This window comes from Caulobacter segnis, from assembly GCF_023935105.1.
Taxonomy (GTDB): domain Bacteria; phylum Pseudomonadota; class Alphaproteobacteria; order Caulobacterales; family Caulobacteraceae; genus Caulobacter; species Caulobacter segnis_B.
The window spans coordinates 1542789-1557322 of sequence record NZ_CP096040.1 but is presented as its reverse complement, the minus strand read 5'-3'; the positions used below and the strand labels follow the sequence as shown (position 1 = coordinate 1557322).

9 protein-coding genes are annotated in these 14534 nt (G+C 67.4%); 4 read left to right on the top strand and 5 right to left on the bottom strand.

Annotated features, from left to right (window positions below; translation table 11 throughout):
• Positions 1 to 5: 5 nt before the first annotated feature.
• Positions 6 to 3209 (bottom strand): glycoside hydrolase family 2 TIM barrel-domain containing protein, encoded by a 3204-nt coding sequence (locus MZV50_RS07640; RefSeq protein ID WP_252633818.1) that lies wholly within the window; start codon positions 3207 to 3209, stop codon positions 6 to 8.
• 196 nt (positions 3210 to 3405) lie between these two features.
• Positions 3406 to 6192 (bottom strand): TonB-dependent receptor, encoded by a 2787-nt coding sequence (locus tag MZV50_RS07635; protein WP_252633817.1) that lies wholly within the window; start codon positions 6190 to 6192, stop codon positions 3406 to 3408.
• Between the two features lie 361 nt (positions 6193 to 6553).
• Here MZV50_RS07635 and MZV50_RS07630 point away from each other — a divergent pair, with 361 nt between their 5' ends.
• Positions 6554 to 8029, top strand: coding sequence for a glycoside hydrolase (locus MZV50_RS07630; protein ID WP_252633815.1), 1476 nt, complete (start codon positions 6554 to 6556; stop codon positions 8027 to 8029).
• Between the two features lie 12 nt (positions 8030 to 8041).
• Here the strand turns inward: MZV50_RS07630 and MZV50_RS07625 are convergent, their stop codons facing one another.
• The 3 genes from MZV50_RS07625 to MZV50_RS07615 all read right to left on the bottom strand — a co-directional run bounded on the left by MZV50_RS07625 (position 8042) and on the right by MZV50_RS07615 (position 10334).
• Entirely contained in the window at positions 8042 to 8665 is a 624-nt protein-coding gene (locus MZV50_RS07625; RefSeq protein ID WP_252633814.1) for an MSMEG_1061 family FMN-dependent PPOX-type flavoprotein, read from the bottom strand.
• A gap of 261 nt (positions 8666 to 8926) precedes the next feature.
• A complete protein-coding gene (locus tag MZV50_RS07620; RefSeq protein WP_252633813.1) occupies positions 8927 to 9856 on the bottom strand; it encodes a helix-turn-helix domain-containing protein in 930 nt (309 codons plus the stop codon).
• A complete protein-coding gene (locus MZV50_RS07615) occupies positions 9780 to 10334 on the bottom strand; it encodes an XRE family transcriptional regulator (protein ID WP_252633812.1) in 555 nt (184 codons plus the stop codon). The genes MZV50_RS07620 and MZV50_RS07615 overlap by 77 nt, the downstream gene beginning before the upstream one ends.
• A gap of 154 nt (positions 10335 to 10488) precedes the next feature.
• Between MZV50_RS07615 and MZV50_RS07610 the strand changes: the two genes are divergently transcribed.
• The 3 genes from MZV50_RS07610 to MZV50_RS07600 are packed head-to-tail and all read left to right on the top strand — an operon-like array spanning position 10489 to position 14446.
• Positions 10489 to 12021 carry an acyl-CoA carboxylase subunit beta gene (locus MZV50_RS07610; RefSeq protein ID WP_252633811.1) on the top strand — a complete coding sequence of 511 codons (1533 nt, stop codon included), beginning with the start codon at positions 10489 to 10491 and terminating at the stop codon, positions 12019 to 12021.
• Between the two features lie 14 nt (positions 12022 to 12035).
• Entirely contained in the window at positions 12036 to 14036 is a 2001-nt protein-coding gene (locus MZV50_RS07605) for an acetyl-CoA carboxylase biotin carboxylase subunit (RefSeq protein WP_252633810.1), read from the top strand.
• Entirely contained in the window at positions 14036 to 14446 is a 411-nt protein-coding gene (locus tag MZV50_RS07600; protein WP_252633809.1) for a MerR family transcriptional regulator, read from the top strand. The genes MZV50_RS07605 and MZV50_RS07600 overlap by 1 nt, the downstream gene beginning before the upstream one ends.
• Positions 14447 to 14534: the final 88 nt, after the last annotated feature.

Below are 14534 nucleotides of genomic sequence, written 5' to 3'. Positions count from 1 at the left end.
CCTGGTCACTGCGGCGGAGTCGCCTCGGCGTGGGCGGCCTTGTCCGGCGTCGTGCCTTCGCCGTCGAACGGCTCCAGGCGGAAGGCGACGCGGATCGGCTCCAGCTTGGTGCGGTACGTCATGTGCGGCTGGCCGACATGGTTCCAGGCCGTGTCGCCGCCGACGCCCCACTGGGCGCCGTCGACCAGCAGGGTGACCGCCTCGCGCGGGACGATGTCAGTCGACTTCCAAGTCCCCTCGGGTCGGCGGTAGAGGTCGGTATAGGGGAACGCCAGGACGTTCATCATCAACGGCGTCTCGCCCCGCACCCGCAGGCCCTTACCCTCGCCCGAGACTTCCATCCAGCGGACATCGACCTTGTTGCCGGTGTCCTGGGGCCGCATGTAGTCATGGTTCTGCGCGGCGATCGCTCCACGCCACAGGCCGATCGGCGCGCTGGTCTTGCGGTCGACATAGCTTTCGTGCGGACCACGACCGTACCATTCCACCGTCTTGACGCTGGTCGGCAGGGTGAACCACAGGCCCACGCGAACCGGCGGCGGCAGGTCGTCCTTCAGCGGCGTCAGCTGGCCAGCCACGTCCACCGTGCCGTCGCCGTTCATGGTGTAGGTCGTGACGAAGCGCGCCGCGCCGGCCCCCAGTTCGTGATCGATGCTGACCCGGCCGGCCTTGGCGTCGACGGTGACGGCGCGCGTCTGGCGATCCTTGGTCATCGCCTTCCAAGCCGCCTGCTGCGAGACCGTGCCGGTCAGGGTGTCGTTGTCGGTCTCGGCCCGGAAGAAGTTCGGCTGGCCGCCGCTCAGCGTCGCGCCGCCGGCCTTGCCGTAGGCGGTAACGAGGCCGGTCTTGCGGTCCACCGTCAGGATCGTCCCACCGGCCGACAGGGTGACCGCGTCGCCGGCCTCCTTCAGCGCGACCGCCCCTTGAGTGGTCTGGGCGGGCGCGGCCACCGGCTGGGTCAGGGCGAACTGCTCCCAGCCGACGACATAGCCCTCGGGCGTCAACGGCACGGCGTTCGCCTTGGCCTTGGCGCGGACGGTCACGAAGTACTCGGCGCCCGGCTTGCGGGCCGTGGGCAGCGGCAGGGTGATCTGCTGCGTCGCCCGGGCCTGGGTCGCCAAGTCCGGCAGCGCGCCGGACGCGACGCTGACGCCGTCTTCCAGCAGCGCCCACTCGAAGGAAAAGCCCGACAGGTCGCGGAAGTCATGGCGGTTGCGCACGGTCATCGTTCCCGTCGCCGGATCAAAGCCCTCGAACCGGATCGGCGAGAGCACCTTCTGCACCTCGTAGAGGTGCGGGTTGGGCGTGCGGTCGGGCTGGGTCAGGCCGTCGCCGAACTCGACGTCGCCACCGGGATTGGGCCCATATTCACCGCCGTCGCCCCAATAGCGGCGACCGTCCTTGGTGTAGCGATACATCGACTGGTCGACCCAGTCCCAGATGAAGCCGCCCTGCAGCTTGTCGTACTTGTAGATGGTGTCCCAGTAGTCCTTGAAGTTGCCGCCCGAGTTGCCCTGCATGTGGGAATACTCGCACTGGATCATCGGCTGGGTGCGGGTCGGGTCCTGGGCCCAGTCGACCATCTTCTCGATGTCGTCGTACATGGGCGCGTAGATGTCGACGTAAGCGTTGGGTTCGTGCTCCCAGTCCAGAGTGCCCCAGCCCAGGTAAGAGATCAGACGCGACGGATCGCGCTTGCGGGCCTGGGCCGCCGCCTTCTCGAAATTGGGTCCGATACCGGCCTCGTTGCCGAGCGACCAGAAGATCACCGAGGGGTGGTTCTTGTCGCGCTCGACCATGTTCATGACGCGGCTAACGTGCGCGCCCTCCCACGCCGGGTCGAAGCCCAGTTGCAGCTTGGGCCGCAGTTCCGGGTGCTTGTTGGCGTAGTCCATGTAGGCGTGGCTCTCGATATCGGCCTCGTCCATGACATAGAGGCCGTATTCGTCGGCCAGGGCGTACCAGAGCTCGGCGTTGGGATAGTGCGAGGTACGCACGGCGTTGATGTTGTTGCGCTTCATCAGCTCGATGTCGCGGCGCATCGAGGCTTCGGAGATGACGTGGAAGGTCTCCGGATCGTGCTCGTGGCGATTGACGCCACGGATGACGATCGGCTTGCCGTTGACGGCGACCCGGCCGTTCTTGATCTCGACCGTGCGGAAGCCGATGCGCTGCGGCGTGGCCTGGATCACGCCGCCCTTGGCGTCGAGGACTTCCACCAGCAGGGTGTAGAGATTGGGGGTCTCGGCCGTCCACTGACGCACGCCGGGGACATTGGCCTTTAGGGTTTCGGTCCGAGCCGCGCCGGCGGCAACCTTGGACTCCTGGGTGAGGACGGCCTTGTCGCCATCCAGCAGGGTCATGCGGACCGTGACCGGCGCGCTGCGCTGGGTCAGCTGGACATCGGTCGACAGCACCCCGTCCCGATACGCCTTGTCGAGGCCGGCATGGACGAAGAGGTCGGTCAGGTGGGTCTTCGGGACCGCCTTCAGATAGACCGAGCGCTCGATGCCCGAGACCCGCCAGAAGTCCTGATCTTCCAGGTAGGAGCCATCCGACCAGCGGTGGATCTGGATGGCCACCGTATTGGGCTTGCCCGGTGTCAGCAGCTTGGTGACGTCGAACTCGCTGGGCAGCTTGGAGTCTTCGGAATACCCCGCCTCCTGGCCATTGACCCACACGCGATAGGCCGAGCCGGCCGCACCGATGCGCAGGATGACGTCCTGGCCCGACCAGGTCGCCGGGATCTCGAAGCTCCGGCGATAGCTGCCGACCGGGTTGGTGGCGTGCGGGATCAGCGGCCGGTTGGCCGGAAACGGATAGGTGATGTTGTTGTAGCGCGGCTGGTCATAGCCTTCGGTCTGCCACATGGCCGGGACCTTGATGGTCTTCCAGCCCGACACATCGTACTCCGGCTTCTCGAAGCCCTCGGGGACCGCGTCCGACGAGGGCGAGAAGCTGAAGCTCCATTGGCCATCCAGGGTCTGGTAGCGCGCCGACTTCGTCTGGTCGCCGGCCAGGGCCGCCGCGCGGCTCTCGAAGGGAAAGTGGGTCGCCGAGGCGGCCAGCTTGCCCCGCGCATAGACCGCGGGGTTCTCCCAGTCCGGCCGCGAGGCGTCCACCTGCACCGGCTGGACCTTGGGCCCCTCGGCGATCGCCGCGCCCGCCAGACCCAGCCAAGCCACGCTGGCCAACAGAACCGTCTTCATACGCACCCTCCCGCCGGATCGAGGCCGGCTGATTTATCAGACAATTGGAACGAGGCCAGCGTCAACGTCTTCGTTGACGGGCGGCGCACCGGGCCAGGCGGGCGATGTGACCGATATCTCGAAAGCCTGCATCATGCGGAACCCGACAAAAAGACGCCGGCGTGGCGGGAGGCGCCACGCCGGCTAGCAGGGGAGGCTAGTAGGTCACGCGCACGGCGAAGCCGTAGCGGCGGTCGTTCAGCTGGTACTGCAGCGGCGCGGCGGGCGTGCCGATGTAGAGGACGTTCATGCGGTTGTTGATGTTCACCGCGTCGAATGACACCGCGACGTGGTCGTTGACGTCGTAGCTGATCGAGGCGTCCAGCGAGGCGTAGGGCTTGGCGTATTGCGGGATGCCGTTGGCGCCGCTGCCCGTCGTCTGGTCCAGATAGGCCGAGCGCCAGTTGTAGGCGACGCGGGCGCTGACCGGCCCCTTCTCGTAGAGGCCCACCAGATTGTAGCTGTTCTTGGACAGCTTCTCGAGCGGCACCTGGGTGGGGATGCTCGAGCCCGCCGTGGCGAACGGGTTGCTCACGCTGCTGTCGACATAGGTGTAGTTGGCCTGCAGGCCCAAGCCGCTGAGCAGGCCCGGCAGGAAGTCAAAGAACTGCTGGTAGCCCAGCTCGATCCCCTTGACCGTGCCCTTGCCCGAATTGACCACCGTGCCGACATCGTAGACGACGCCGTTGTAGGACCCCGTCACCGTGCCGCCGGCCAGGAAGCCGTCGACCTTCTTGTAGAACGCGCCGGCCGTCAGCGAGCCGGTGCTGGAGAAGTACCACTCGGCCGTCAGGTCGTAGTTGTCCGACTCGATGGGATGCAGGGTCGGATTGCCCGAGCTGGCGCTGGGGTGACCGGTGACCGGGTTCACCTGGTTGGGGTTGTTCAGGGTCAGGTTGGTCGACAGCTGGTCAAAATTCGGCCGGGCCAGGCCCTTCGAATAGGCCAGGCGCGCCTGCAGGGAGTCGGTCAGCTTGGCGCGCAGGTTGAAGCTGGGCAGCACCCGCGTGTAGCTGTTGTCGACGTCGATCGCCTTCGAGGTGCCATCCGCGTTGAACTGGGTGCCCTTCGACGTGGCTTGGGTCTTGATCACCCGAACGCCAATGCCGCCGTCGACGGCCACGCCGCCGATCTCGGTGTCGTAGTCGGCGACGGCCCAGCCGGTATAGGTCTTCTCGGTCTGGCTGTTCAGATCGCCTGGCGCGAAGCTGTCCTTGGTCGTCGCGCCCAGCAGGGCGTAGAGCGCCTTGGTCTGGGCCCAGACCCCGTCGCCCGCCGGGAAGGCCGGATACAGCAGGCCGCCCTTGACGGTGTTGCCGTCGAACCAGTCCTTGGACGGGCCCTTCATGGCCAGCTGCGGGTGGGCCGACAGCGGCACCAGCGGCGTACCGGCCGGGGCCGAGCAGTTGGGATCCGCGCCCAGCGACGTGATGCAGACGCCGTGCCAGGTGCCGCGCAGGTCGATGTTGTTGTCGGAATAGCGCGCCCCGCCGCGCAGCTTGTCGAAGAAGCCGCCCTCGAAGTCGTACTCGAAGTCGCCGGTCAGGGCGTAGGTCTCGGCGTCGTTCCGCTGCAAGGAGTCGGCGACATAGGGCGTCGTGTAGTTGGCCGGATCGCTCAGCAGGGTCGGGTCCCGCACCTCGAACCTGGGATATTTGCCGGTCAGGTCGAAGTCGACGATCGTCTTGTGCGGCGTGGTCAGGCCCGTCTGGCCCGACTGGGTGTACAGCGACAGAACGTGACCGTTGCGATCGGCGTTGTAGTACGACTTCAGGTACTGGGCGTCGAAATTGGCCTTCAGCCTGTCGCTGACCCGCCAGGCAGCGTTCAGGGTGAAGTTCTGGCTCTGGCTCCACAGCTGCTGATCATAGCGGCCGGTCTCGAAGGTCTGGTTCCGCAGCGCGCCCTTGGTGGCGTAGCCCTCGTCGTTGAAGGTGAAGGCCGCGCCCGGTAGCGGATCGGTGCCGTAGCTGGTCACCGCGCCGGCGGCGTTCCGGACGTTCGAGCGGTTGTTGTAGTCGTAGTAGTAGGCCCCGGTGCGATTGAACCAGTACTTGGTGCGCTGGTACTGGGCTGTCAGCAGCAGGTCGTCACTGGGCTTCCACTGGAACGCCGTGGCGATGCCCAGGCGCTTGCGATCGCCGGTGTCGTCGTAGATCTCGAAGCCGTAGGGGACCTGGGCGTTCGCCGGCGCGTTGGCGATCGAACCGGCCGGCACGGTGTCGAATGGTCCCGCCAGCAGGCCGTCCTGCCGATAGTGGCTCTTGCTGAGCACCGCGTTGATCAGGAAGCCCATCTCGCCGGCCGAGGTGTCCCAGCGATTGCTGTAGAGGCCCGAGATCGAGCCGCCGTCCTTGCCGACGCGATCGTAGTAGTTGCCGCGCACGGTGGCGCTGAGCACGCGGCCGGCCGAGTCGAAGGGCTTGCGCGTCCGCAGGTTCACCGCGCCGCCGACCCCGCCCTCGATGATGTTGGCCGGCGCATTCTTGTAGACGTCGATGCCCGACAGCAGCTCCGGCGGCACGCCCTCGAGGTCGAACGCCCGGCCGCCCGAGGCCGAATAGACGGCGCGGCCGTCGAGGAAGTTCTGCACCTGGGTCAGGCCGCGCACGGTGACGGCCGGCTGGGTGCGGTGATCGAAATCGGTGGCGCCTTCGCCGTAGCGGCGCTGGATCTGCACGCCGGTGATGCGCTGTAGAGCCTCGGTGGTGTTGGCGTCCGGCAGCTTGCCGATGTCCTGGGCCTGGACCGAGTCGACGATCTGGTCGGCGCTGCGCTTGATCGCCTGGGCCGAGCGCAGGCTCTCGCGCACGCCCGTGACCACCACTTCCGAAACCGCCGTGTCGTTCTGGGCGCCCCCCGCCGTCTGGGCTCCGGCCGGCGCGGCCAAGCCCAGCGCCAAGACCGACGCGCCCACCATCAATCCCACCTGCACGGCTCTCATGAGCTTCCTCCTAGCGTTATGCTTTTTTCGGACACGCTTTGCTTTGGAACGCGATTTCATGTCTGACATATTACGCTACCATTTATCGTACAAGTATGATTTCTCGAGACGCTACGAGATTGGTCGCGGGCGAGCCAAGCTCGACCACAGGTTCAGGACCGGAGAAAGGTGAGTCCAGGGTGTGGAGAAAATCGGCTAAATCGCCGTTTCCAACGGTGAAATTCCCGCTTTAGGCGAATAGCCCAACGCGATCCGGAGGGCGGCGAACCGACGACAGAGGCCGTAAATCAAGCCAAATTTACTTCGGCGCTGAGACACGTTGTCAGACAATTATGGGCGATAAGAGATGCAGCATGACCGCGTGACCAAACCCGCCCTCGCTATCGCGCCGTCCCGACGCGCCCTGCTGGCCGCCATCGCGGGCTGGGCGGCCGCTCCCGCCCTCGTCCATGCCGAGGAACCGGCCGTGTCGATCGCCCCGCGTCCGGACCTCTCGCGCGCCTCGACGGTGTTCGAGGGCTGGGGCACGGCCCTGGCCTGGTTCGCTCATGTCACCGGCGGCTGGCCCGACGCCGAGCGCGAGCGCCTGGCCGACCTGCTCTATGGTCCGCGGGGCCTGGGCTGGACCATCGCCCGCTACAACATCGGCGGCGGCGACCGTCCGGATGTGGAGCCCTATCTGCGCCCTGGCGCGGCGATCCCCGGCTTCTGGCGCCAGCCGCGAGGAACGACCGGGACCGACTGGTGGACGCCGGACCAAGAGGCGATGTGGGACTGGTCGGCCGACGCCAATCAACGCTGGTGGCTGGACGCCATCAAGGCCCGCGTGCGCGCCCCGATCCTCGAGGCGTTCTCTAACTCTCCACCCTGGTTCATGACGGTCAGCGGCAAGGTGTCCGGGGCCGAGAACGGCGCGGACGACAATCTGCGCCCCGGGCAGGAGGGTCCGTTCGCCGCCTATCTGGCGCGGGTCGTCGACGAGCTCCAGCACAGGCACGGCGTCGTCTTCCGCACCCTGTCGCCGGTCAACGAACCCAATACCGACTACTGGCGCGCGGCCAATACCCAGGAGGGCGCACACTGGAGCCCGGCGCGCCAGGGCGCGATGATCCTGGCTACCCACGCCGCGCTGAAGGCGCGAGGCCTGGCGACGGTGGTCAGCGCGCCCGACGAGACCAACTCGCACCTCTTCCTGGCCGACTGGGCCGCCTACCCCGCCGAGGTTCGCGCCGCGATCGGCCAGCTGAACGTCCACAGCTATGGGGTGGTCAACCAGACCGGCGTGCGCGACGCCGCCCGCGCGGCGGGGATCCGCCTGTGGATGTCCGAGAACGACACCCCGCTGGACAAGGATCCGGAGGACTTCGAGGGCATGAACTCGGCCCTGGCCCTGGCCGAGCACATGGTGCTGGACCTCAAGCGGCTGGAGCCGTCGGCCTGGGTGTTCTGGCAGGCGCTGGAGACGCTGAGCGCTCGCGATGGAAAGCCAGGTTCGAACTGGGGGCTGATCAAGGTCGACTTCCGCGCCCCGCCACAGGGACCCCACGCGATCCACGTGACCCGCAAGTACTGGGCGATAGCCCAGTTCAGCCGCTTCATCCGCCCGGGCTATCGGCTGGTCCCGGTCGACGACCTCGACACGGCCGGGGCCCTGTCGCCCGAGGGCCGGGAGCTGGTGTTGGTCCACGTCAACGGTGGGCTCTCGCCCCGCCGCCTGACGCCACCGCGCGGATGGTCGGGACGGATGACCGTCACCGACATCCGCCATCGCGCCGAGCCGCTCGACGGCCTGGTCGTGCCGCCGCGCGCGGTGGCGACCCTGGTGCTGAGACGCTGACCGGCGACGCGGTCAGTACAGGTTCGTCCTGGCGTCCTGCTCCAGCGCGAAGTCGATCATCTTGGCCGGGATCGGCAGCGCGAACTGGTCCTTGGCGATCTGGCCCAGGGTCGGGAACGCGCCCTTGGGCAGCCGCTTTTCGGGGTTCCACAGGTCAGACCGACGCAGCGCCTTCGAACAGTGGAAATAGACCTCGCGGATCTCGACCAACACCACCGAGCGCGGCCGCTTCTTCGCGTGCGTGAAGCGCTCCATCAGGTCCTCGCGTGTCGTGATCCGCGCCAGGCCGTTCAGCCGTAGCACCTCCTCGACGCCGGGGATGAGGAACACCATGCCCACGCCCGGCTCGCGCACGATGTTGCTCAATGTGTCGAGGCGGTTGTTGCCGGGCCGGTCGGGGAACGCCAGTTCGGTGTCGCTCAAGGCATGGACAAAGCCGGCCTCCCCGCCCCGCGGGCTGACGTCGCCCATGCCGTCGGGGCGGGTCGAGCCGATGCAGAAGAACGGCGACAGCTCCAGGAACCGCCGACCATGTCGGTCCAGCCTGGGGAACGCTTTTTCCAGCACCTGCTTGGCCGGCTGGGCGTAGATCGTCCTCAATCCGGTTGCGTCGTCGATGAAGTTGGGTGCGGTCATGGCCGGGGCTCCTTGGCGAAGCCCAAGTTAATGCGACTAATTATCATTTACAACATGACGATGGGACGATCGGCCCGCTCGCCTGCACGCGCCCTCAGAAAATCTGCCTCGACCAAATCCTACCAAATGGATAGGATTTTCATGTGACGTCTTCCTCCCCTTTTGACGTCGCCAACCTTCGCGCGCCCCCGCCGGGCCTGCGCGGCGTCTCCGGCGCGACCTGCCCGTTCGCGCCGGAGACGCACCGGTTCTTCCACCCGCCTATTTGAGCGCGAACGGCACCCAGCGTCGGTCGTTCTCCAACACCTCGAAGCGGCGATCGACCGGCGGGAACGCGCGCTGGGAACAGTCCACGCGCTCGCAGATCCGGCAGCTGACGCCGATCGGCGCCGACGGTCCCGCCAGGTCCAGCCCGTCGGCATAGACCAGTTGGTCGGCATACTGCGCCTCGCAGCCCAGCCCCAGGGCATAGCGGCGATCGGCCTCCAGATAGGCTCCGGAAGACTTCACCACCCCCTTGGCGACGCAGACATAGCGCACCCCGTCCGGCATTTCGGCCAGCTGCACCATCCAGGCGTCGGGGCGGCTGAAGGCGTCGTGGACGTTCCACATCGGACAGGTTCCGCCGAACCGCGCGAAGTGGAAGCGCGTGGCGCTGTGGCGCTTGGTGATGTTGCCGGCCCGGTCCAGCCGCACGAAATAGAACGGCACGCCCCGCGCGCCCGGCCGCTGCAGGGTGCTCAGGCGATGGAAGACCTGCTCCAGGCTGGTCTGGAAGATCAGGCTCAGCTGTTCGATGTCGTGGCGCACCTGGCGCGCGGTCTCGCGAAAGCGGCCATAGGGCAAGAGCAGCGCCCCGGCGGCGTAGTTGAGCAAGCCCGTGCGGCAGACCTGGGCGGCGCTCTCGCTGCGGAACGAAGCAGCCTCCAGCTCGGCCTCGACCACCTGCGCCAGGGTCATGGCGACGATCTGATAGGCCATCTGGAAGCCGCGGGTCGCGGCCGGCTGCACCGCCCCCAGCACCAGGGTCCGGGTCTCGGGATCGAAGCGGCGCAACAGGTCCAGCTCACGCGAGCGCTCGACCCGCACGCCCAGCCGCTCGGCCAGCTGCCGCTCAAGGGCCGCCTCCCCCGCCGCCCTCGGCCAGCCCCAGATCCTCGGCCAGGGCCTCGGCCGCGACGTCCAGCGCATGGATGTAGTTGTCCTTGTAGTGGAAGAAGTCGCGAACCTCCTCATACGGCAGCAGGGCGCTGGCGGCGCCGCGCTCGTCCAGCGACACCGCCTCCTCGGTCTGCTTCAGGCGTTCATCCAGCCGCCGGTGCGCGCGGTGCAGCGCCAGATAGGCGCGGGCGAAGTGCGGCGCGTTGCTGACCACCTGCTTGATCTCCGAAAGGCCCGGCGTCTCGCCGCCGCTGACCGGGTCGGCGACGGCCTCGCGCAGGTCGGCGATCAGCCGCTGGTCGTCAGCCGCGTCCAGGGCCGCGGCATCGACCTCGAACACCCGCATGGCGTCGATCAGCACCCGGGCGGTCACCGGCCGCTGGTTGGCCTCGATCTGCGACAGATAGCTCGGCGACAGGCCCAGGCGCGTGGCGCAGGCCTCCAACGTCCAGCCCCGCCCCTGGCGCAGGACGCGCAGCCGGGGGCCGATGAAAAGCTTCTCACGCATCTTCGCAACTTTGCAAATTCGCAGAAATCGACATCACAGACTCCCCGCCAACGCCTGAAATCTATGAGGTTTAGTCTGGACGACTTTTCCAACTTCGCCAAATTGCAATGCGTGGATGGCGTTGCAGTCCACCTTTTTTTGCAAGGCGCGACCGGTGCAGCACATTCTGGAGGAACTGGATCGCCGCCGCGAGCAGGCCAAGGCGGGGGGCGGGGCCAAGCGGGTCGAGGCTCAGCACGCCAAGGGCAAGCTGACGGCGCGCGAGCGGATCGATCTGTTGCTGGACGAAGGCAGCTTCGAGGAGTTCGACATGTTCGTCGAGCACCGCTGCGCCGACTTCGGCATGGAGGCTCAGAAGGTCCCCGGCGACGGGGTGGTCACCGGCTGGGGCACGATCAACGGCAAGGTGGTCTACGTCTTCTCCAAGGACTTCACGGTGTTCGGCGGCAGCCTGTCGAACGCTCACGCCCAGAAGATCATCAAGGTCCAGCGCCAGGCCATGAAGGTCGGGGCCCCGGTCATCGGCCTGTTCGACGCCGGCGGGGCCCGCATCCAGGAGGGCGTGGATTCGCTCGCCGGCTATGCCGACATCTTCCTGGAGAACGTCATGGCCTCGGGGGTGATCCCGCAGATCAGCGTGATCATGGGCCCCTGCGCCGGCGGCGATGTCTACAGCCCCGCCATGACCGACTTCATCTTCATGGTGAAGGACACCAGCTACATGTTCGTCACCGGGCCTGACGTGGTCCGGACGGTGACCAACGAGGTGGTCACCGCCGAGGAGCTGGGCGGGGCCCGGGTCCACGCGGCCAAGTCGGGCGTGGCCGAGGGCGCGTTCGAGAACGACCTGGAAGCCCTGACCCAGGTGCGCCGCCTGGTCGACTTCCTGCCGTCGTCCAACCGCGATGCCGCGCCCGAGCGCGAGACCTTCGACGAGGCCTATCGCGAGGAAGCCAGCCTCGACACCCTGATCCCGGCCGACCCGACCAAGCCCTACGACATGAAGGAGCTGATCCTGAAGGTGGTCGACGAAGCCGACTTCTTCGAGATCTCCAGCGAGTGGGCCAAGAATATCGTCGTGGGCTTCGCCCGCATGGACGGCGAGACCGTCGGGGTGGTGGCCAACCAGCCCCAGGTGCTGGCCGGCGTGCTCGACATCGACAGCTCGCGCAAGGCCGCGCGCTTCGTGCGGTTCTGCGACGCCTTCAACATCCCGATCCTGACCTTCGTCGACGTGCCGGGCTTCATGCCGGGGACCAAGCAGGAGTACGGCGGGCTGATCAAGCACGGCGCCAAGCTCTTGTTCGCCTATGCTGAGGCCACGGTCCCGAAGATCACCGTCATCACCCGCAAGGCCTATGGCGGGGCCTATGACGTGATGAGTTCCAAGCACCTGCGCGGCGACCTCAACTATGCCTGGCCCACGGCCGAGATCGCGGTGATGGGGGCCAAGGGGGCGGTGGAGATCATCTTCCGCCAGGAAGCCAAGGACCCAGAAGCGCTCGCCGCCCGCGAGGCCGAGTACAAGGACCGCTTCGCCAACCCCTTCGTCGCCGCCCAGCGCGGCTACATCGACGACGTCATCATGCCCCACGGCACCCGACGCCGGATCGTGCGGGGCCTCAAGAGCCTCAAGGGCAAGGAACTGACGAACCCTTGGCGCAAACACGACAACATCCCGCTGTGAGTCAGGACCGACCGATGTTCACGAAGATCCTGATCGCCAACCGGGGCGAGATCGCGGTGCGGGTGATCAAGACGTGCCGGCGGCTGGGGATCGCCACGGTGGTGGTCTATTCGGACGCCGACGCGGGGTCGCTGGCCGTGGAGATGGCCGACGAGAGCGTGCACATCGGCGCGTCGCCGGCCGCCCAGAGCTATCTGGTGGCCGACAAGATCATCGCCGCCTGCAAAGAGACCGGGGCCCAGGCGATCCATCCGGGTTTCGGCTTCCTGTCGGAGAACGCCGCCTTCGCCCAGCGCTGCGCCGACGAGGGGATCGTGTTCATCGGTCCCAACCCCGGGGCCATCTCGGCCATGGGCGACAAGATCGAGAGCAAGAAGTTCGCCCAGGCCGCCGGGGTGTCGTGCGTGCCCGGCCACATCGGCGAGATCGCCGACACCGCCGAGGCGGTGACGATCGCCGAGCAGATCGGCTATCCGGTGATGATCAAGGCCTCGGCCGGCGGCGGCGGCAAGGGCATCCGCGTGGCCTGGAGCCGCCAGGACGTCGAGGAAGGCTTCCCGGCCGTGCGCGCCGAGGCCAAGGCCAGCTTCGGCGACGACCGGATCTTCATCGAGAAGTTCATCGAAAGCCCGCGCCACATCGAGATCCAGGTGCTGGGCGACAAGCACGGCAACGTCGTCCACCTGTTCGAGCGCGAATGCTCGATCCAGCGCCGCAATCAGAAGGTCATCGAGGAGGCCCCGTCGCCGCTGCTCGATCCGGCCACGCGTGAAGCCATGGGGGCCCAGGCCGTCGCTTTGGCCAAGGCGGTCAACTACGACAGCGCCGGCACGGTTGAGTTCGTGGCGGGGCAGGACAAGAGCTTCTTCTTCCTGGAGATGAACACCCGCCTGCAGGTGGAACACCCGGTCACCGAGCTGATCACCGGCCTTGATCTGGTCGAGCAGATGATCCGCTCGGCCTGGGGCGAGACGCTGGCCTTCCAGCAATCGGATCTGAAGATCAACGGCTGGGCCATCGAGAGCCGGATCTACGCCGAGGATCCCTACCGCAAGTTCCTGCCCAGCATCGGCCGCCTCGTGCGCTACGCCCCGCCGGCGGAGGGCCAGCAGGACGGCGGCTACACCATCCGCAACGACGCGGGGGTCCGCGAGGGCGACGAGATCTCGATGTACTACGACCCGATGATCTCCAAGCTGTGTTCCTGGGCCCCGACCCGCATCGCGGCGATCGACGGCATGGGCCGGGCGCTGGAGGACTTCCACATCGAGGGCCTGGGCCAGAACATCCCGTTCCTGGCCGCGGTGATGGACGAAGAGCGCTTCCGCTCCGGTCAGTTGGCCACCAGCTACATCAAGGACCAGTTCCCCGACGGCTTCCAGGGCGCGCAAGCCACCCAAGCGCAGTTGGACATCCTGACCGCCGTCGGCGCGGCCATGCAGCGCGTCCAGGCCGCCCGGGCTCGTAGCCAGGCCTCGGGCCTGATGGGGCCGGCGCGTGACGAGTGGGTGGTGGCGGTCGGTTCCGCCAAGCGGCGGGTGAAGGTCTCGGGCCAGGACGGCGAGGTCACCGTCGCGCTGCTCGATGAGGGTCGCTCCCTGAGCCTGACCGACATCGCCTGGCGGCCTGGCCAGCCGGTGTTCCGGGCCCGGCTCGGCGGCCAGGCCTTCACGGTCCAGGTCGCCCCGGCCGCCGAGGGTTTCGACATCCGCCACCGCGCCGCCAAGGCCCGGGTGCTGGTGCTGACCCCGCGCAGCGCCGAGCTGCACGGCAAGCTGCCCGCCAAGCAGGCCGCCGACACCTCCAAGCTCATCCTCTCGCCCATGCCGGGCCTCGTCGTCTCGATGGACGTGTCCCAGGGCCAGGCCGTCCGCGAGGGCGAGGTCGTCTGCGTCCTCGAGGCCATGAAGATGCAGAACATCATCCGCGCCGAGCGCGACGGCACCGTCAAGGCCGTCAACGCCAAGGCCGGTGACCCCGTCGCCGCCGACGAAGTCCTCGTGGAGTTCAATTGATGAATCACGCCGTCTTCCCCCTTCGCGCCCCTGTTCGCCTGGTCTCGATTGGCGACCTGGCCCGCCAGCTGGGCGTCACCCCGCGCGCCCTGCGCCACTATCAGGACCGGGGCCTGGTCCGCTCGCACCGGCTGAGCGGCAATGTCCGAGGCTATGACGCCGAGGCCGTCGAACAGCTGGAGACGATCACCGCCCTGCGGGCCGTCGGCCTGCCGATCGCGGCCATCCGCCAGGTGCTGGAGCTGCGCGACCGTCCCGAGGCCCAGGCCGACGCCCTGCGCGAGGCGCTGTCCGGCGTCCTCCAGGCCCGGCGCGACCAGGTCACCCGGCTGGAGGAGATGCTGGAGGAGGCGTCCGCCTCGCCCGGCGCGCTGGCCTCCGTCGTCGCGGCCGGCAAGAGCTTCGCCTGACGCCACGTCACCCACAGAAAAGCCTCGCCTGGGTTTAGTCGATCGATTAAACGAGTATTCAAACAGCCGTAAGAGCGACCGCCCGGCA